18 protein-coding genes, 4 tRNA genes and 1 riboswitch are annotated in these 18,212 nt (G+C 39.0%); of the genes, 20 read left to right on the top strand and 2 right to left on the bottom strand.

From position 1 onward, the window contains the following. Positions 1 to 52 precede the first annotated feature (52 nt). Positions 53 to 172, bottom strand: a riboswitch (TPP riboswitch). 147 nt (positions 173 to 319) lie between these two features. Both phoU and IRT38_RS01530 read left to right on the top strand, forming a co-directional pair. Next, complete coding sequence (gene phoU / locus IRT38_RS01535; protein ID WP_075696858.1) at positions 320 to 1,042, top strand: phosphate signaling complex protein PhoU; 723 nt, start codon at positions 320 to 322, stop codon at positions 1,040 to 1,042. A gap of 219 nt (positions 1,043 to 1,261) precedes the next feature. After that, positions 1,262 to 1,381 (top strand): hypothetical protein, encoded by a 120-nt coding sequence (locus IRT38_RS01530; RefSeq protein ID WP_004916987.1) that lies wholly within the window; start codon positions 1,262 to 1,264, stop codon positions 1,379 to 1,381. A gap of 438 nt (positions 1,382 to 1,819) precedes the next feature. Here the strand turns inward: IRT38_RS01530 and IRT38_RS01525 are convergent, their stop codons facing one another. Together IRT38_RS01525 and argH are read right to left on the bottom strand one after the other, a co-directional pair. Beyond that, positions 1,820 to 2,095, bottom strand: a complete 276-nt coding sequence (locus IRT38_RS01525; RefSeq protein ID WP_004916986.1) for an oxidative damage protection protein — start codon at positions 2,093 to 2,095, stop codon at positions 1,820 to 1,822. A gap of 9 nt (positions 2,096 to 2,104) precedes the next feature. Next, positions 2,105 to 3,538: an argininosuccinate lyase gene (gene argH / locus IRT38_RS01520; RefSeq protein WP_194596778.1), complete on the bottom strand. Its 1,434-nt coding sequence runs from the start codon at positions 3,536 to 3,538 to the stop codon at positions 2,105 to 2,107. Between argH and IRT38_RS01515 the strand changes: the two genes are divergently transcribed. From IRT38_RS01515 to IRT38_RS01430, 18 genes are all read left to right on the top strand, one after another. Continuing rightward, positions 3,529 to 4,671, top strand: coding sequence for a sensor histidine kinase (locus tag IRT38_RS01515; protein WP_194596777.1), 1,143 nt, complete (start codon positions 3,529 to 3,531; stop codon positions 4,669 to 4,671). The two genes, argH and IRT38_RS01515, sit on opposite strands and share 10 nt — an antisense overlap. 57 nt (positions 4,672 to 4,728) lie before the next feature. Next, on the top strand, positions 4,729 to 5,469 hold the full coding sequence (locus IRT38_RS01510) for a LytR/AlgR family response regulator transcription factor (RefSeq protein WP_194596776.1): 741 nt from the start codon (positions 4,729 to 4,731) through the stop codon (positions 5,467 to 5,469). A gap of 110 nt (positions 5,470 to 5,579) precedes the next feature. After that, on the top strand, positions 5,580 to 6,497 hold the full coding sequence (gene hemC / locus IRT38_RS01505; RefSeq protein ID WP_004916978.1) for a hydroxymethylbilane synthase: 918 nt from the start codon (positions 5,580 to 5,582) through the stop codon (positions 6,495 to 6,497). 1 nt (position 6,498) lies between these two features. Further along, positions 6,499 to 7,275, top strand: coding sequence for a uroporphyrinogen-III synthase (locus IRT38_RS01500; RefSeq protein WP_194596775.1), 777 nt, complete (start codon positions 6,499 to 6,501; stop codon positions 7,273 to 7,275). Beyond that, entirely contained in the window at positions 7,272 to 8,102 is an 831-nt protein-coding gene (locus IRT38_RS01495; protein ID WP_194596774.1) for a hypothetical protein, read from the top strand. Before IRT38_RS01500 ends, IRT38_RS01495 begins: the two co-directional genes overlap by 4 nt. 6 nt (positions 8,103 to 8,108) lie before the next feature. Continuing rightward, entirely contained in the window at positions 8,109 to 9,302 is a 1,194-nt protein-coding gene (locus tag IRT38_RS01490; RefSeq protein WP_004957381.1) for a hypothetical protein, read from the top strand. An 8-nt stretch (positions 9,303 to 9,310) separates the two neighbouring features. Further along, positions 9,311 to 9,742: an acyl-CoA thioesterase gene (locus IRT38_RS01485; protein WP_004957383.1), complete on the top strand. Its 432-nt coding sequence runs from the start codon at positions 9,311 to 9,313 to the stop codon at positions 9,740 to 9,742. Positions 9,743 to 10,124: 382 nt separating this feature from the next. Continuing rightward, complete coding sequence (locus IRT38_RS01480) at positions 10,125 to 10,451, top strand: H-NS family nucleoid-associated regulatory protein (RefSeq protein WP_004958548.1); 327 nt, start codon at positions 10,125 to 10,127, stop codon at positions 10,449 to 10,451. A 180-nt stretch (positions 10,452 to 10,631) separates the two neighbouring features. Next, positions 10,632 to 11,375: a type II secretion system protein N gene (gene gspN / locus IRT38_RS01475; protein WP_125299600.1), complete on the top strand. Its 744-nt coding sequence runs from the start codon at positions 10,632 to 10,634 to the stop codon at positions 11,373 to 11,375. Then, positions 11,375 to 12,223, top strand: coding sequence for a type II secretion system protein N (locus tag IRT38_RS01470; protein ID WP_194596773.1), 849 nt, complete (start codon positions 11,375 to 11,377; stop codon positions 12,221 to 12,223). The genes gspN and IRT38_RS01470 overlap by 1 nt, the downstream gene beginning before the upstream one ends. Before the next feature lie 41 nt (positions 12,224 to 12,264). Continuing rightward, entirely contained in the window at positions 12,265 to 14,520 is a 2,256-nt protein-coding gene (gene gspD, locus IRT38_RS01465) for a type II secretion system secretin GspD (RefSeq protein ID WP_194596772.1), read from the top strand. A gap of 63 nt (positions 14,521 to 14,583) precedes the next feature. After that, a complete protein-coding gene (locus IRT38_RS01460) occupies positions 14,584 to 15,195 on the top strand; it encodes an FHA domain-containing protein (protein WP_194596771.1) in 612 nt (203 codons plus the stop codon). Positions 15,196 to 15,260: 65 nt separating this feature from the next. Next, positions 15,261 to 15,953: a phosphoglycolate phosphatase gene (locus IRT38_RS01455; RefSeq protein ID WP_194596770.1), complete on the top strand. Its 693-nt coding sequence runs from the start codon at positions 15,261 to 15,263 to the stop codon at positions 15,951 to 15,953. Between the two features lie 82 nt (positions 15,954 to 16,035). Beyond that, positions 16,036 to 17,529 (top strand): anthranilate synthase component I, encoded by a 1,494-nt coding sequence (gene trpE, locus IRT38_RS01450; protein WP_194596769.1) that lies wholly within the window; start codon positions 16,036 to 16,038, stop codon positions 17,527 to 17,529. Between the two features lie 98 nt (positions 17,530 to 17,627). Next, positions 17,628 to 17,703, top strand: a tRNA-Thr gene (locus IRT38_RS01445). 53 nt (positions 17,704 to 17,756) lie between these two features. After that, positions 17,757 to 17,840: transfer RNA gene (locus IRT38_RS01440), tRNA-Tyr, on the top strand. Positions 17,841 to 17,874: 34 nt separating this feature from the next. Beyond that, positions 17,875 to 17,950 (top strand) — tRNA-Gly (locus IRT38_RS01435). 11 nt (positions 17,951 to 17,961) lie between these two features. After that, positions 17,962 to 18,036: transfer RNA gene (locus IRT38_RS01430), tRNA-Thr, on the top strand. Positions 18,037 to 18,212 lie beyond the last annotated feature (176 nt).

Here is an 18,212-nt window from a genome sequence, read left to right as displayed (position 1 = left end):
AAGCACGACCAAAAACGATGGCGGATTTATCTCTTTGATAAATAAAGGCGAAGTTTTTGCTGGGCTTGATTCCTACGCAGGTGTTAACCTGATCAGGTTCAACGGTACTTGTCTTTAAATTGAGAATTTAGACAATCTCAGCAGTTTGTTAACTGCGCTCCGTCAAGCTAGGCATTTAGACTAACAGATTTTTGCTTTATTGTTGTATCAATTAACACCATTCGTTAATTGTCAAATCCATGCTATTGTCATAAAAGTTTCATCATAGTTATGGTTTAATCACCAATCATTTTTTCCATGTGTCTAGTGGAGGCATCCTGTGTGTCCAAGTAATCCAGTGTTAAGTCACCATATTTCTTCACAATTTAATGAAGACCTACAAGATGTTCATACCAAATTTATGACAATGGGCGGATTAGTAGAGCAGCAAGTTGCTAACTCAATTCATGCTTTATTAGACACAGATGCCAATTTAGCGATTGACGTTCAGTTTAAAGACAACACGGTGAATCAATATGAGCGAGATATTGATGAAGGTTTGACTTTAATTTTGGCGCGCCGTCATCCTGCTGCGATCGATTTGCGTATGGTTATTGCAATGAGCAAAGCCAATACCGATCTTGAGCGAATTGGTGATGAAGCTGCAAAAATTGCACGTATTGCTCAAAATCTTTGTGAAGAGGGTGAGTCACCACGTGGTTACATGGAAACACGTCATATTGGTAATCAGGTTCGTGTCATGATCCATGATGCATTAGATGCATTTGCGCGTTTAGATGTGGATCAGGCTTTGAAAGTTGTTATGGCTGATGTCGATATTGATCGTGAATATCAATCAGCGACTCGTACACTTATGACATATATGATTGAAGATCCACGTCATATCTCACGTGTTATTAATGTGATGTGGGTGTTACGTTCTTTAGAGCGAATTGGTGATCATGCGCGTAATATTTCTGAGCAAGTGATCTATATGGCGAAAGGTATGGATGTTCGTCATACTAGCATTGAAGAAATTGAACAAAAAGTAAATCAAAAGTAATTTTGGCACAGCCAAAAAGATTTAATAGAAAGTGAATTTAATCAAAGTGAATCTGAAGCGGATTTTGATTAAGTTCACTTTTTTTATTAAAAACGGTTTGTTTGGATCATTTTGGGCTGATTTAAATGATCTGTTATAGTTTTTTTTGAAGGCTTTGTGGCTATATTTAGAATCAGTATTTTTTCAAAATAGTATTTTCAACCTAAAGGCGAGAATGCTATGAGTTTCCTAAAAAAGAAAAATAATGCGAGCTTCGTTTTCTTCATTATCGTTCTATATGCATGTCTTGGATTTGGTTTAGGATTTGTGATTTGGGAGTATTTCCTGCTATCTCCATAAGATTGCAGAAACGAATATGTCACACAGATATTTAGATAGAGTAAATAAAAAAATCCCAGACTTCGGGGGAAAAGTCTGGGAGAGAAATATCATGCATTGTTGAGATATTGGGGGTATCTCTATCTTTCTATAAGTAACTTTAAATAGAATCGTTCAATCTGTCATGTAGACAACTGTGTATACTCTGTAATCCTTTATTACTAGTGTAAAGATCACGTAAATAAAAATGATAAATCATAAGTGTTTTTAGATCAAAATTTGAACCTATGGTAAAAAATAGCCTGTAATTAAAAAAATCAAAGTCGTCTTGCCAATTTTTAAATAAAAAAAGCAATGATGGAATCATTGCTTTTGATACAAGAAATTTTAAAAATACTAAGCTCCCTTGCTTAACTTGGCAGAGCTTAGCTTTTCGATAAGGGTAGAGCGTTACTCAGCTTATCCTTGTTCAGGCTTCCAGCCTTCGGCTTTTTCTACGCTTTGGTCATTGTTGAAAAATTTCTCGCGTTGTTCCTCGAGGAATTTTTTTGCATCTGGTTCAAAGACATTTAAACGTTTTTCGTTAATCAATGTAGTTTGATGTTTTAACCATTCTTGCCAAGCTTGTTTAGATACAGTCTCAAAAAATTCTTGACCCTTTGCACCAGGGAATGGTGCAAAATCTAAACCTTCAAGTTCTTGTTGGTATTTACGGCAAAATACTTGTCTAGTCATGATCAGTCCTTAAGCGTATAGCTGTTCTAAGCGAGTGTGTGCACGAACAATTGCGGCTTCAACTTGTTTAGGTGAAGTTCCACCAATATGGTCACGTGCATTCACTGAAGCTTCTAAAGTCAAAGCTTTGTCAAATACATCTGCTTCAATCAGATCAGAGAATTGTTGTAGCTGTTCAAGAGAAAGCTCAGACAAATCTTTTTCTTCTGCTACGCCAAGAGCAACTGCTTTACCAACAATTTCATGCGCATCACGGAAAGCAACCCCTTTTTTAACAAGGTAATCTGCAAGGTCAGTTGCTGTAGAGAAGCCACGTAAAGCTGCTTCACGCATAACTTCAATATTTGGTACCAGTGCTGGAACCATGTCTGCAAAAGCCATAAGTGAGCCGCGAACAGTATCAATTGCATCAAATAATGGTTCTTTGTCTTCTTGGTTATCTTTGTTGTATGCCAATGGTTGACCTTTCATTAAGGTCAATAAGCTAATTAAGTCGCCAAAAACACGACCAGACTTACCACGAACTAATTCAGGAACATCTGGGTTTTTCTTCTGGGGCATGATTGAAGAACCAGTACAGAAGCGATCAGGAATATTCACAAACTTGAACTGAGCTGAAGTCCATAGAATTAGTTCTTCAGACATACGCGATAAGTGCATCATGATCAAAGATGCTGCTGCATTAAATTCAATCGCAAAATCACGATCTGAGACTGCATCCAGAGAGTTTTCTGAAACGGCTTCAAAACCTAATAACTCAGCGGTATAGGCACGATCAATCGGGTAGGTTGTACCAGCTAAGGCTGCTGAGCCGAGTGGCATACGATTGACACGTTTACGGCAGTCTTGTAAACGTTCGGTGTCACGAACAAGCATTTCAAACCAAGCTAATAAGTGATGACCAAACGTCACAGGTTGAGCTGTTTGTAAATGAGTAAAACCGGGCATGATGGTATGCGTATTTTGACTTGCTAAACTCAGTAAACCTTTTTGTAAGCGAAGTAATAAGCCTAAAATGTCATCAATTTCATCACGTAGATATAAACGAATATCTGTTGCTACTTGGTCATTACGACTGCGACCTGTATGAAGTTTTTTACCTGTGATGCCAATACGTTGAGTCAGACGAGACTCAATGTTCATGTGGACATCTTCTAAATCAATACGCCATTCAAAATTTCCAGCTTCGATTTCTGCTTTAATCATGCTTAAACCTTGAATAATGTCATCACGTTCAGCTTCAGTGAGTACACCAACTTTCGCTAACATGGTTGCATGAGCAATAGAGCCCGCAATATCTTGTTTATAAAAACGTTGGTCAAATTGCACAGATGCTGTAAATTCTGCAACAAATGCATCCGTTGCTTCTGAGAAGCGACCGCCCCACATACCAGAGGTTTGATTAGGGCTTGCTGAAGATGAGGATTGAGAAGATGTGGTCATGGCGGCTCAGTAAAATAAAAAAGAGTATAGCAAATCCAAACGCAGATGCCGAAACTCGACGCAAGAAGTTATCGCAATCTCGTCAGATGAATTCATCAGGCACGTATTTTTTTACGAAAATTGGTCAATGGCAACACTTATTAGAACTAATTGTTGCAAGTAATGTATTGGCAATGGTTTTAGCATTGGCGGAAGCTCGCTCTTGGCATGCTTTGGAAGGTATTCGCGTTTTACAATATACCTTTTTTATTAATTGGGTGATTTTATCTTTTTCCGCATTTGTTGATTATTTTCAGGATTTCTTTACTAAGTTAAGTCAAAAGGTCGCTTTGACTTTGGGTTTTGTTGTCCTGCAAATCATTGTGCTGCTTACAACTTGCGCTGTGAATATCATTCAGTTTTGGGCAGCTCGATCTACTGGTTTTTCCGAAGATGTCTTATTTCATGGCGTAAGTTTGCATTTGGGGTATGGTATTTTATTGGGTGCTTTTTGCTTACGTTATTTATATATGCGTGAGCAATGGTTGCGTCAGCAGTACAGTGAGTTAAATGCGCGTATTCAAGCGATGCAAGCAAGGATTCATCCACATTTTTTATTCAATAGTTTAAATAGTGTGGTCAGTTTGATTTCAATAGATCAAGATAAAGCTGAAAATATGTTGATCAGTCTTTCTCGATTGTTTCGGGCCAGTTTTCAGGAGTTGAAACTGGTAAGTTTGGAGGAAGAAATTGATCTGTGTAAGCAATATCTCAGTATTGAGAAAATGCGTTTAGGTGACCGATTAACCGTAGAATGGAATATTCAAGCGACACCAATTGAGTTAAAACGAGCGACTATTCCATTATTAACGTTGCAACCTTTGTTAGAGAATAGTATTTTTCATGGGGTGGAAAAAGTTTTACAAGCTTCAACGATTAGCGTATTGGTTGAAATATTGCAAAATCAAGTCACTATAGTCATTACTAACCCCTATTCTCACGATAAAATAAAATCCAGAACAGGGAATGGTATTGCAATAGAAAATGTTGAACAGCGCTTGAAGGCTTATTATGGGCCAGCTGTGAAGTTTCAAGTGTATGGGGGAGTGTCGTTATATACGACTGTGGTGAGTTACCACGATCGAGTAAAATAATAAGTCCAGTTAACCATAAAAAATATGGATGATGTTAACGGTGACAAGGAGGAGAGGATGAAAGTTCTGATTGCTGATGATGAACCTCTCGCAGTAGAGCGTTTATCACGTTTAGTGACCCAAATGGGGCATGAAGTGATTGCGACAGCACATCATGGGCAAGATGTGTTAGATCATATTGAAAATGATTCACCAGATGTTGTTTTATTAGATATTCAAATGCCAGGGATGAATGGATTAGAGTGCGCTGAGCAATTGAGTCACTTGAACCCACGTCCTGCTATTATTTTTTGTACGGCATACGATCAACATGCATTGGAAGCATTTAAATTTCAAGCCCAAGGATATTTACTCAAACCTGTAGCCCAACAAGATTTACAGCAGGTCTTTGATAATTTAACTCAACTTACCCAAGCTCAAATGACGGGTTTAAAACAACAAGATCATATGTACGATACTAAAACTCAACGTCACCAAATTGCTGCGAAAACTTATCGTGGGGTCGAACTTATCCCTCTAGAAAATATTTATTATTTTTTGGCGGATCAGAAGTATGTCACCGTGCGCCATAAAAATGGCAGTGTATTGATAGATGAAACATTAAAAGATTTAGAGCATGAGTTTGCTGACCGCTTTATTAGAATCCATCGTAATGCGCTTGTTTCACTAGATTATTTAGAAGGTTTAGAGCTGGTTGCTGCTGGACAATACCAAGTTCGATTACGTGAACTCGAGGAGCGCTTGTCGGTGAGTCGCCGTCATTTACCAAGTCTAAGAGAGTGTATGCATCAACTATAATTTGTTGAAGCTAAGCTTGTTATGATCACTTTTTGCTTTTTTTACTTGCATTTTTAAATGATCAAGTTAAGTTTGGAGCAATTGCTTTGATCAATACTTAACTTAGATTTATGAAAACTCTAAAAATTGCAACTCGACAAAGTCCTCTTGCACTTTGGCAAGCTGAGCATATTCGTGCTCGTTTAAATGAACTTTATCCTGATTTAACGGTTGAATTGGTTAAGTTTGTAACCCAAGGTGATAAAATTTTAGATACGCCTTTGGCAAAAATTGGTGGTAAAGGTTTATTTGTAAAAGAGTTGGAGGCAGCACTATTGGATGGGCGTGCTGATTTAGCTGTACATTCAATGAAAGATGTTCCGATGCATTTACCTGAAGGTTTAACACTTGCAGTGATCTGTGAACGCGAAGATCCTCTAGATGCTTTTGTATCGAATCAATATGCTCATTTTGATGAGTTACCACATGGTGCGAAAGTTGGGACCTCAAGTCTACGCCGTAAATGTCAGATACTTCAGCAACGTCCTGATTTAGAAATTATTGATCTACGCGGTAATGTAGGAACACGTTTATCTAAACTCGATGATGGACTGTATGATGCGATCATTTTAGCTAGCGCAGGTTTAAAACGCTTAGGTTTGGCAGAGAGGATTCGCCATTGCCTCGCACCTACATTGAGTTTGCCTGCAGTAGGGCAAGGTGCTTTGGGGTTGGAATGTCGTGCAGATGATCAAGAATTATTGGAATTAATCTCTCCTCTTCAACATGAAGTAACTTCAATTTGTGTACGTGCAGAACGTGCATTTAATGCCTATCTTGAAGGTGGATGCCAAGTTCCGATCGCTGGTTATGCGACAATTACTCAAAATCAACTTCATATCGAAGGTCGAGTCGGTAGTGTGGATGGAAAGACGCTATTAAAAGAACAATTGTCAGGAGCATTGGATGAGGGAGAGCGATTGGGTGTAGTTTTAGCCGAAAAATTATTGGCACAGGGTGCAGGTGAGCTACTGAAAGCTTTATATTAAAATGTTATTCATCAATACGCGCCCTGAAGATCGAGCACATCCATTAAATCAAGCGCTAATTCAAGAGGGGATACAGGTTGAATCCTTGCCCTTACTTGAGTTGGTTGCTGAGCCATTTACAGCAGATTTGAAGCAGTTGTATGATCAACTCAAGGCTTCGCAAGTGATCGTTGTGGTTAGTCCAACTGCTGTTGAGATTGGTATGCTGTATCTCAAGAATAGTGGGATTGATTTAGATCAACTTAAACATATTCAATGGATCGCGGTTGGGCAAGCCACAGCAGCAGCGCTAAAAACCTTTGGGATTGATAGTCTTGTTCCTGATGTGGAAAGTTCAGAAGGGATGTTGCAGCTACCGATACTTAGAGAACGCGTTGACTTAAATACAGTCGCATTTTGGCGTGGGCATGGCGGACGTCAATTTATGATGCAACATTTGCAACAAACAGGCGTTAATGTTCTCAACTTTATCCTTTATCGTCGCCAATGCCCTGAGCTAAGTTTGACTAAATTTCCTAAACTCGTATCTCAATTGGTAGCACAACAACCAGTTTTTGTGTTGATTAGTAGTGAAGCAAGTTGGAGAAACTGGCAACAGCTTACCGCACAGATTAGTAAAGAGTTGGATTGTATTTATTTAGTACTTGGTGAGCGTTTAGCTCAGGTATTGTGTCAAACGCAAAATCAAGTAGATTCTATGTTGAAATATATTCAGTTAGAAACATTAGCACCATTAGAAATTATTCATTCTATTCAAGGCTGGCAAGGACAATCATGAGAAAAATTGCTTATTTCATATTGGTTCTGGGTTTGGTGTGGTTGGCGAAACTCAGTTATGATGTTGCGCAATATTCTCAAACAATTCCTCAGCTTCAACAGCAGTTGGTTCAATCACAGCAACAATACTCTTTGTTAAATGACCAATTAGTGGGTTTGCAACGACAACTGCAAGACAAAAACACCTCAAATACCAATAATAAACTTGTAACTACACCGATAACGATTAATGGTATTGCTCCCGCCGTTGTAATCAAGCAAAAACTACAATTAGTGCAGTTTGCTGTAGATCAGCAACAATTTATTTTTGCGCTAGAACAGTTGAATCAGTTGCAACAACAAATGGCTCAACATCAAGTTTCACCAGCATTGCAGCATGGTCTTATCAAAGCGATGGAACAAGATAAGCAAAACATTCAACAATATGTATTGCTGCAAACTCAGCAGCGTCAGCAGTTTGATACGTTGTTGCAGTATTTAGATCAGCAGCTTCAGCAAGAAATGCAGAAACCCGATATTCGACTGCAGAAAAACAGTGAACGTTCATGGTGGCAATGGTTCAAATTTGAAAAGGTGCAACGCACTCCACCAGACTTAATCCAACGAAGTATTTTACTAAAAGAGGCTCAATTAAGATTATTACTTGCAGAGCAAGCATTGCATTTAAATCAAGCCACTGAATATCGCAAGTCAATGCAAGAAGTTATGCTGCTTTTAGAGGATTTGCCAGATCGTAGTAGTCAGCAAATGAAACTACGTGTGGAGAAAATGCTTAATCTTCCAGTCGTTCCTGCTCCGAAACTAACGACTCTCGGTTTGCTAGGGTAGTCCGATATGAAGCATTTATTGAAGATATATTTCCTTGCAATCCTTAGCTTATTCGCTATTTTTTCAGTCTTTAGCTATGGTTACGGTAGTGGTTACGCTTATATCTATTGGCGGGACTGGCAGTTTCAAAGTAGCTTTTGGGGATTAGTAACCTGCTTTATTCTTGTGAGCTTCATCGCTCAGGCAGGATGGTTATTAGCAAAAAGATATCTCGCACAACAGCAAAGACAGAAAGATACAATTCTTCGATTTAAAGATTTACATCCTTATGAGCAGCTTGGCATCGTTTGGTTATTAGATGCTGCCAAAGATCAGCAAGTGTTCATTGAGCGAGTTTTCACACAGTCAGGTTTACTGAGTAATATCGTTGATGCTCAATTTGATTATCGCAACGGTGATTATGAAACGGCATTGATGAATCTAGAAAAGTCAGCCCCTATGGCTTTTGAACTTGCTGAATTGCTTAGAGTGGATATTTTTCTAGAGCGACAAGAGACAGAAAAAGCACTTACACATTTGGAATTTCTCGCACAACATCAACTATCCCCTTGGCTAAGCGAAATTGAAACGGCATATCAGCAAAAAATAACCAGTTTGTGGGGTAAATTGGCCTTACAAAGGCCATGGGTGTTTTTACAAAGTACTCAACATGGGCTGCTAGATGCAGAACATCGTGATCTTTGGTTGCAGCAATTATTAATTCAATTTGATCAAGCTACTGTCGATGATTTAGGTGCACTTCAACAACGTTACATGATGCTGCATTCAGAAATCAAAGCACGGCCGTATACCAGTAAAGTACTTTGGTTAAAATTATTGGCTCGAATGCCTGAAATGAGTGTTCAGCACGAGGAGCTTGCCTTACATCTATTGCAAGAGCATTTTGATCCTGAAGTATTTTATTTGTGGTTTCAACAACAGCTACTTAAGCAAATTCCTGATTATGCTTATGTTGAACAACGAATTATGGAGTTGGAACAAAAATATACCAGCGTTCCAATGCTGGCTTTTGCAAAATGGCATATATTTATGGCGACAGATCGCCAGACTGAAGCAGCACAATTGTTGGATTTATATCCTGATAATATTTTAATGAGTTATTTAAGGATTAAATCTACCTTGGGTGATGATTCTGATTTAATCAGACAGTTGAATTTAATCTTTGAAAATGATGTTAATTTTCTTAACTTTAAGATATGAGTGAAATAATGAAAGAGCTGTCTGTCTATCCAGTAATTCTTGAGCAAACTGTTGCATGGGGGGATATGGATGCTTTTGGACATGTAAATAATGTTCAATATTATCGATATATTGAAAGTGCACGAATTGCTTATTTAATGAAATTAAATATATTCGATGAGGATATATTGACGGTTGTTGCTTCGAGTCAATGTAAATATTTAAGCCCAGTATTTTATCCTGATGTGCTGCATATTGGTGCAAGAATTGAAGAGTTAAGAAATAGTGCGTTTAGAATGCATTATGTTTTATGGAGTCGTGATCAAGCTCAAGTGGTTGCAACTGGTGAGGCCGTCATGGTGTGTGTTGGCAAACATGATTCAAAGAAAATTAATATACCTACCGAGATTCGTAATCGTATTATAACGTTGGAATCAAGTGTTGGACATCATATTGAATAATATGTAAAGACAGTTATGTATAATTTTATCTAAGTCATATTTATTGAGTTGTATCGAGGTGCAATTCAATAAATTTTTTAAAATAAAGCTTACTTATAAATCTAGATTAAGTTTATTTTAAGGTGGGTTTTGAATTGATATTTTAAGAAATAATAACAATAAAATATGAAGTTAAAAGAATGGTAAAAAGTGCTGTAATATTTGATGTGAACAAAGTTTCTTTGTTTTATTGTAAATAATAGCTGATTTAAGTGAATGCTGTGATTAAGTTGACTATTTTAATATTGATTATCTAATTACATATAAATTAATATTGAGTTGAATTTTTAATTCATTTTATTTTTTGAGTGATATATTTCCCTTTTGAGTTGGAGTGGTTCTAATGAAACCAGATATTAGTGATTTATCTGTTGAAGATCTCAAGCGTTTGCAAGCTGAAGCTGAAGCTTTAATTGCAAGCAAAAAAGATCAAGCAATTGAAGATGCTTATAATCAAATTATTGCGATTGCTGAAAACGTTGGATACAGCGTTGAAGAGCTTTTGGAGCTTGGTGAGCAAAAACGTAAGAAAACAACCCGTAAAGCTGTTGAGCCGCGTTACCGTAATAAAAATAATGCAGAAGAAACTTGGACAGGTCGCGGTAAGCAACCACGTTGGTTAGTTGCAGAATTAGAGAAAGGTGCAAAACTTGAAGATTTCTTAATCTAAGTCAAGTTTTAAAGTCATCGTATTGTCATAAGGTGATTTTATCCTTTATTAAAAAGCCAGGCTTAAAAAGCTTGGTTTTTTTATATGAGAGAATTGGCGATGTTGAAAAAGTATGCATAATGTCAATCAGAGGGCGAGTGTCTCGACAAGGATGATATTTTGCGTGTTGGTAAGGGTGGAATGAAGAAAAAAACAAAACAATGGAGATGGTGGATTTTCGCCGTTTTTGCATTCTTAATTTTTATTATTTTACAAATTCCAGCAACATGGTTAATTGCTAAGTTTTCTAAAGATAATCAAATATTACATAATGTTAGTGGCAATATCTGGCAGGGGCAGGCGGATTGGCAACGTGGTCAATTGCGAGGAACTGTCCATTGGAAAACTAGACCTCTAGATTTATTGTTATTACGTGTTGGTGCAAATCTCGATATACACAGTGGAAATACCCAATTTAATGGTGTTTTTGGTTATGGTTTTGGTAAAAAAATCATGATCAAGAGTCTTCAAGGTGAAGTTTCACCTGAAACCTTAAAGTATTTTGCAAATTGGCAGTGGCCTGAGAACGCGATTCAATTAAAAGATGTTCAGTTAAATTATCAAAAAGAAAAAGGATTTAGTGCTGCGGAAGGGCAGCTAAACTGGGGTGGTGGTGAATTGAATTATACGTTCGGTCAACGTCAAGATCGTATGAATATGCCTTCATTAATGGCTGAAATAAAAGATGAAAATGGTCAGTTACAAGTAGATGTACGTGATCAGCGCAGTCAAAAAATGGCAAATCTAAGTTTAGACCCTAGTTTGATGCTTGATGTGCAATTGACGCAACGAATGCTTTTGAATATTCCGTCATATGAAGGAAAAGCTGGTTTAGATACTTACGTGATTAGCTCACGTCAACCACTCATGCAGGGTGGCTTCTGATGAAACAATTTGCTCAAAAGATTCAACAATTGAGATGGCAGAAGTTAGACAAGCTAGGTGCGTTGGTGTTGGTAATATTAGTGCTATGGCTATGTTGGAAGTTGGCTTCCTTATTTTGGTTTGTTGTCGCCCCGCCGCAGCCGATGCAGTTTGATCGAGTTGAGTTGGGTTCGCAGCAAGCTCAAGTACCCAACATTAGTTCGTTTGCATTATTTAACGAACCCGCAGCAGTTTCTGCTCAAGATAATGTTAATTTAGAGTTGCAGGGGGTTTTGCTAGGTTATCCAAGTTATTTATCCTCTGCTGTCATTAAACTCAATGACATTGCTGAGCGTTATCGTGTCGGTGAGACTATTGGCTCAACGTCCTACCAACTTGCAGAGGTTTATTGGGATCATGTGATTCTTAGGCAAGGAAATGGTGCTACACGAGAAGTTAAATTCAAAGGTCTTGAAAACGGCTTATATCAACCGATAGCACCCGTTTTAAATGAGAGTATGAATAATCAGCCAACTCAAATGCAGCCCCAAGCATCTTCTCAAAGTTCTCCGCAATCTGCTTTAGGTCAAGCCATACAGCAGATGCAAGATAATCGAGAGCAGTATTTAAAAAATATGGGTGTGACCGGCGGCGGTTCAGATGGTTATGAAATCTCTGATCGAACACCATCGAACTTGAAAAACACATTAGGTTTGCGCTCAGGTGATCGTATTCTTTCGATTAACGGTCAAACTGTTGGGCAAGGGCTAAGCGAAGTACAATTATTAGAGCAAGTACGTCGTGAAGGGCATGCCAAAATAGAAATAAAACGTGGTGATCAAGTGATGACCATACAACAAAGTTTTTAGTGATAACACGTCACCACATAAGTTAGGAATAAGTGCAGGTTATGGCTTTTTTAAATCATCAACGTCCACTTTGGGCATTACTTGCCGCAGCACCATTAGCCGCGTCAATCAGTACCCATGTGCAAGCACAAACATGGAAGATCAATTTACGTGATGCGGACTTAACAGCATTTATTAATGAAGTTGCAGATATTACGGGGAAAAACTTTGCAGTTGATCCTCGTGTGCGTGGTAACGTCACGGTGATTTCAAATAAGCCTTTAAATAAAGATGAGGTTTATGACCTATTTTTAGGTGTTTTGAATGTTAACGGTGTTGTGGCTTTACCATCGGGAAATACTGTAAAACTTGTTCCTGATAGCAATGTGAAAAATTCTGGTATTCCATATGATTCGCGCAGTCGTGCGGGTGGAGACCAAATCGTTACACGTGTGATTTGGCTGCAAAATACTAACCCTAATGATTTGATTCCTGCACTTCGTCCTCTAATGCCGCAATTCGCGCATTTAGCTGCTGTAGCTGGAACAAATGCGTTGATTGTTTCTGATCGTGCCGCAAATATTTATCAGTTAGAAAATATTGTACGTAATCTTGATGGCACAGGTCAGAATGATATTGAAGCGATTAGTTTGCAATCAAGCCAAGCAGAAGAAATCATTGGTTTGCTAGAAACGATGAGTGCAACGGGTGCATCTAAAGATTTTATTGGCTCACGTGTACGCATCATTGCGGATAATCGGACTAATCGCATTTTGATTAAGGGCGATCCTGATTCGCGTAAACGTTTACGTCAAATGATCGAAATGTTAGATGTGCCTTCGGCAGATCGTTTGGGCGGTTTGAAGGTTTTTCGTTTGAAGTACGCCAGTGCAAAAAACTTAGCTGAAATATTGCAAGGCTTGGTCACTGGTCAATCAGTTTCATCATCTTCAGCATCAAATAATGCAGGTTCATCAAATAATCCAATCAATAACCTTGTTTCAAACAATCAAAGCTCAAATTCAACATCTGGATCATCTTCCTCGATTTCCACGCCTTCAATTAATTTGAATAGCGGCTCAAATAATCAAAATGGAAGTGTTTCAAGCTTTAATGGTAATGGTGTTAGCATTATTGCGGACAGTACGCAGAATGCATTGGTAGTTAAAGCGGATCCTCAATTAATGCGTGAAATTGAGGCAGCGATTCAGCAATTAGATATACGTCGTCAACAGGTGCTGATCGAAGCAGCAATTATTGAAGTTGCTGGTGATGATGCAGATCAATTGGGTGTTCAGTGGGCATTAGGTGATATAAGTAGCGGTATTGGATTAATAAACTTTACTAATGTTGGGTCTAGTTTATCAAAACTAGCTGCTGGATATCTGACAGGTGGAGCGGCTGGTTTGGGTTCTGCAATTGGGGCTGGTTCTTCGATTGTGGTGGGTGACTATAAAGAAGGTGCGAATGGTTCACGTAAGCTTTATGGTGCATTGATTCAGGCGCTAAAAAGTAACACGAAATCCAACCTTCTTTCCACACCATCTATTGTGACGATGGATAATGAGGAAGCCTATATTGTTGTGGGGCAGAATGTACCATTCGTAACAGGTTCTGTAACGACTAATAGTACAGGTGTGAATCCATATACGACTGTTGAGCGTAAGGATGTGGGTGTAACGCTAAAAGTTGTACCGCATATTGGTGAAGGTGGTTCTGTTCGGTTAGAGGTTGAGCAAGAAGTCTCTGCTGTACAGGAAAGTCGCGGTCAAGCAACTGATTTGGTGACCAGTAAGCGTGCCATCAAAACTTCGGTTTTAGCTGATCATGGTCAAACGGTTGTGCTAGGTGGTTTGATTTCCGACAATTCAATCCATTCGAGACAAGGATTGCCTGTCTTAGGTGATATTCCTTACCTTGGTCGATTATTCCGTGCAGACAGTAAAACCAATGAAAAGCGTAATTTATTGGTTTTCATCCACCCAACGATTGTTGGTGATTCGGATGATGTGCGTCGAATTTCTCAACAACGTTACAATCAGCTTTATAGCTTGCAGCTAGCTATGGATAAAAATGGTAATTTTGCTAAGTTACCTGAAAATGTGGCTGATATTTATCGTCAACAACCGTTAAATACTACGTCACCGTATCAAAAGGTTCCAACAGCAACACAAAATCAAAGTAGTGTCGTAACTACACCTGTAGCGACTATAGAACCCCAGGTACAACAGCAATCTATTCAGCTGCCAGCAAAATCGACTGAGCGTAGTAAGAATACAGTGACAACTACGACGATTCGTTCGGCATCTTCACAGTAGATGCACAGAAGACCTTATGTCACAATGTTAAAATTGAGAGAAATTTTATAAGGATATGCATCTATGACTTGGAAACTACAAGCCATTACGGGTGAATTTACGGGGCAAGAGATTAGCGTAGAGCGTGATATGTTAGTTGGTCGTCATCAAGATGCTGACCTTTTGTTGCAATCTGCTGATATTTCTCGTCGACATGCTGCCTTGTTGTTGAAAGATCAGCAGCTTTGGGTTCAAGATTTGAATTCTTCAAATGGCACATTTATCAATGATTTGAAAATTGAACAAGAAACAGAGTTGCATGATGGGGATATTTTGCAATTTGCGAGCTTTATGTTTTCTGTACTTGCACCTGTTGATGCTGAATTGCCTGAAATTGAAGCAGAACCAGTGCCATCAACATCACACGACCAAGGCATGCCAAGTATAGCTGAACGTGTTGTCGAAACTCCAATTAGTCGTGATGGAATGCCGCAGCAAGTTGCGATTCCAAAGCCTGCGCCGATACCACAAGGTGTTGATGTGCAGTCGACTTTAGAACAACAACCTATTCCATTTGAAGAGCCTGTATCACGAGTGGCACAAGAAGTTGAGCAACAGAAAAATGCATCTGTAGGTTTGATTTCAATTATCGTGCTGATCATTTTGGCTGTGATTGCTTGGCTGTTCTTTAAATAATTACGCGAAGCTTTTACAATCAGGGCATACCATGAGCGTATGCCTTTTTTATGTCGAGTAAATTTATGCTAATTGCACAGTTAGAGCGTCGTAGCCTTATTCTTTTTGATCTCGATGGAACACTTGTTGATTCTGCAGCAGATTTGTACCGTGCGATGAATCTCAGTTTGGAAAAGCTAGGATTTCCATTAGTCACGGAAGCACAGATTCGAGCTTGGGTTGGAAAAGGCGCTGCAAAGTTGTGTGAAACGGTGCTTGATCATTTATTTGGAGATGCTAATCCAGAGCAACTCAATCATTTGCTTGATACATTTGTTGAAATCTATGCACAGGAATTATGTGTCGACACGAAAGTATATGCAGGGGTGTTGGAATTTTTACAGTATTGTCAAACACATCAAATAACGATGGCATGTGTAACCAATAAGCCTGAACACTTGGCTCGAGGTATTCTCGATGTTTTGGGATTGAGTGCTTATTTTAAAATGGTAATTGGTGGTGATAGTTTAGCTGAGCGCAAACCGCATCCGTTGCCATTGTTACATTGTATGCAGCAGCAAAATGCTCTGGCTTCTGAAACGTTGATGATTGGCGATTCAAGTAATGATGTTGAAGCGGCAAGACGTGCAGGTATAGATTGTATTGTGGTCAGCTATGGCTATAATCATGGAGAAAGTATCTATGACTGCCAACCACAACAAGTGATAGACAGTTTGGCAGAATTGGTAGATGAAGATCAGGTGAGGAGAAGGGCATGAAAATGAGTATGGTTTTTCGATGGCGGGATTAAAGCAGCATTAAAACTAAACGCAGATTAAATCGAAACCATAGAGAATATTCATGACTACCTTAGTACAATTCGAACAGTTAAAATCATTAGGCTACAACACTATTCCTGTATACCGTCAACGTTTAGCGGATACCGAAACTCCGCTTTCTGTTTTTGCGCGCTTCAGAGAACACAAACAAGCATATTTGTTTGAGTCTGTTGAAGGTGGGGAGAACTGGGCGCGTTATTCCATGATTGGGTTGGGAGAGTCGACAGTTTTTTCTTGCAATGCAGGAATCTTGACTATTCAACAGTTGGATGGTTCTGTTATTCAACAAGAATGTAGTGATCCATTCCAATATATACGTGATTTTCAAAAACAATTTAAAGTGCCGACTCAAAATGAGTTGCCTGATTTACCAAGCTTTACTGGCGGTTTAGTTGGTTATCTTGGTTATGATGCAGTGCGTTATATTGAACCTAAACTTAAAAATGTACCAACAGCCGACCCTGTGTCTTTACCCGATTTATGGTTAATGCTATCTAAAACAGTTATTGTTTTTGATAATTTGAAAGATACGTTATTTTTGATTCATCATGCTGATGTGAATCAAGAAAATGCCTATCAACAAGCACAACAAAAATTAGATCAACTTGAACAATTACTTGCAATACCTGTAAGTCTGCAAGCAAAGCCGCATTCTGCTCCTCATTTTGAATCTATTACAGGTAAAGAGAAGTTCCTTGCAACCGTTGAGAAGGTAAAAGAGTACATTCGTGCTGGTGATGTGATGCAGGTGGTACCTGGTCAGCGTATGGTTTCTGATTTTGATGGTGAAGCATTACAGGTTTATCGTGCACTCCGTCATTTAAACCCTTCACCTTATTTATTCTTGGTACAAGGACAAACACTGACGGATCAGAAGCCTTTTCATATTGTTGGTTCATCTCCTGAGATTTTGTCTCGTTTGGAGAATGGTATCGCAACAGTACGTCCTTTAGCAGGCACTCGACCACGTGGAAAAACTAAAGAAGAAGATTTGGCTTTAGAGCAAGATTTATTGGCTGATGAAAAAGAAATTGCAGAACATTTAATGCTGATTGATCTTGGACGAAATGATGTTGGTCGGGTTTCAAAGATTGGTAAGGTTCAAGTCACTGATCGTATGGTGATTGAGCGCTACTCACATGTGATGCATATCGTGTCAAATGTTCAGGGTGAGGTTCGAGATGATGTCGATGCACTTGATGTATTTAAAGCAACATTCCCCGCGGGCACACTTTCAGGTGCACCTAAAATTCGTGCAATGGAAATCATTGATGAAGTAGAACCAGTTAAGCGTGGTGTATTTGGTGGTGCTGTTGGATATTTGGGTTGGCATGGTGAAATGGATATGTCGATAGCGATTCGTACCTGTGTGATTCGTGATAAAAAAGTATATGTGCAAGCTGGAGCAGGGCTTGTTGCAGACTCAAATCCAGAATCAGAATGGAATGAAACCCAAATAAAAGCTCGCGCAGTGATCAAAGCGGTTGAATTATCATCAAATGGTTTGATTTTATGAGTTTTTCGCAGTTTTTATAAAAAAACTGCTTGCATAGCCTGAGAGTTTTGCTAAACTGCACACCGTTCCGATACGAAACGTACGAAACACTAAGAAACGCCGGCATAGCTCAGTTGGTAGAGCAACTGACTTGTAATCAGTAGGTCCACAGTTCGAATCCGTGTGCCGGCACCATCTTAATGTAGTAGAGTGTTAAAGTGAAGAACAGCACTGTGTAAGTGTGATATGGTGAGATTCCCGAGCGGCCAAAGGGGGCAGACTGTAACTCTGTTGCGAAAGCTTCGAAGGTTCGAATCCTTCTCTCACCACCATCTAGCTTCGATTGAAGTGGTTAAGTACCAACGCGCGGGAGTAACTCAGTTGGTAGAGTGGCAGCCTTCCAAGCTGCATGTCGCGAGTTCGATCCTCGTCTCCCGCTCCATCGAAGAGATCGCTCTTATAGCTCAGTGGTAGAGCACTCCCTTGGTAAGGGAGAGGTCTCGAGTTCAAATCTCGATAAGAGCTCCAGATATACAACTTGGTAGAATTTCTACAAAGATTTAAAAGAAGCAGGCTATTATAGTCTGCTTTTCAAGTATTAGGTATCTAGTTTTTTAGGCGAATGTCGATAAAGAAAGTTTTTCAGGGTTGTTTTTCTCTAAACTGGTGTCGACGTAAACGAGGAAAATCAAATGGCTAAGGCT

Origin of the sequence: Acinetobacter sp. SK-43 (genome assembly GCF_015351505.1) — a bacterium.
GTDB lineage: Bacteria > Pseudomonadota > Gammaproteobacteria > Pseudomonadales > Moraxellaceae > Acinetobacter > Acinetobacter junii.
This window is presented reverse-complemented; position numbering and strand designations above follow the sequence as displayed.

What these genes read in the sequence shown, in the direction of transcription:
- argH (WP_194596778.1), bottom strand. Translation starts at nt 3,538, where the DNA reads ATGACCACATCTTCTCAATCCTCATCTTCAGCAAGCCCTAATCAAACC.
- IRT38_RS01480 (WP_004958548.1), top strand. Translation starts at nt 10,125, where the DNA reads ATGAAACCAGATATTAGTGATTTATCTGTTGAAGATCTCAAGCGTTTG.
- IRT38_RS01460 (WP_194596771.1), top strand. Translation starts at nt 14,584, where the DNA reads ATGACTTGGAAACTACAAGCCATTACGGGTGAATTTACGGGGCAAGAG.
- IRT38_RS01530 (WP_004916987.1), top strand. Translation starts at nt 1,262, where the DNA reads ATGAGTTTCCTAAAAAAGAAAAATAATGCGAGCTTCGTTTTCTTCATT.
- hemC (WP_004916978.1), top strand. Translation starts at nt 5,580, where the DNA reads ATGAAAACTCTAAAAATTGCAACTCGACAAAGTCCTCTTGCACTTTGG.
- IRT38_RS01510 (WP_194596776.1), top strand. Translation starts at nt 4,729, where the DNA reads ATGAAAGTTCTGATTGCTGATGATGAACCTCTCGCAGTAGAGCGTTTA.
- IRT38_RS01455 (WP_194596770.1), top strand. Translation starts at nt 15,261, where the DNA reads ATGCTAATTGCACAGTTAGAGCGTCGTAGCCTTATTCTTTTTGATCTC.
- IRT38_RS01495 (WP_194596774.1), top strand. Translation starts at nt 7,272, where the DNA reads ATGAGAAAAATTGCTTATTTCATATTGGTTCTGGGTTTGGTGTGGTTG.
- IRT38_RS01525 (WP_004916986.1), bottom strand. Translation starts at nt 2,095, where the DNA reads ATGACTAGACAAGTATTTTGCCGTAAATACCAACAAGAACTTGAAGGT.
- gspD (WP_194596772.1), top strand. Translation starts at nt 12,265, where the DNA reads ATGGCTTTTTTAAATCATCAACGTCCACTTTGGGCATTACTTGCCGCA.
- IRT38_RS01470 (WP_194596773.1), top strand. Translation starts at nt 11,375, where the DNA reads ATGAAACAATTTGCTCAAAAGATTCAACAATTGAGATGGCAGAAGTTA.
- IRT38_RS01500 (WP_194596775.1), top strand. Translation starts at nt 6,499, where the DNA reads ATGTTATTCATCAATACGCGCCCTGAAGATCGAGCACATCCATTAAAT.
- IRT38_RS01515 (WP_194596777.1), top strand. Translation starts at nt 3,529, where the DNA reads ATGTGGTCATGGCGGCTCAGTAAAATAAAAAAGAGTATAGCAAATCCA.
- IRT38_RS01490 (WP_004957381.1), top strand. Translation starts at nt 8,109, where the DNA reads ATGAAGCATTTATTGAAGATATATTTCCTTGCAATCCTTAGCTTATTC.
- gspN (WP_125299600.1), top strand. Translation starts at nt 10,632, where the DNA reads ATGAAGAAAAAAACAAAACAATGGAGATGGTGGATTTTCGCCGTTTTT.
- trpE (WP_194596769.1), top strand. Translation starts at nt 16,036, where the DNA reads ATGACTACCTTAGTACAATTCGAACAGTTAAAATCATTAGGCTACAAC.
- IRT38_RS01485 (WP_004957383.1), top strand. Translation starts at nt 9,311, where the DNA reads ATGAAAGAGCTGTCTGTCTATCCAGTAATTCTTGAGCAAACTGTTGCA.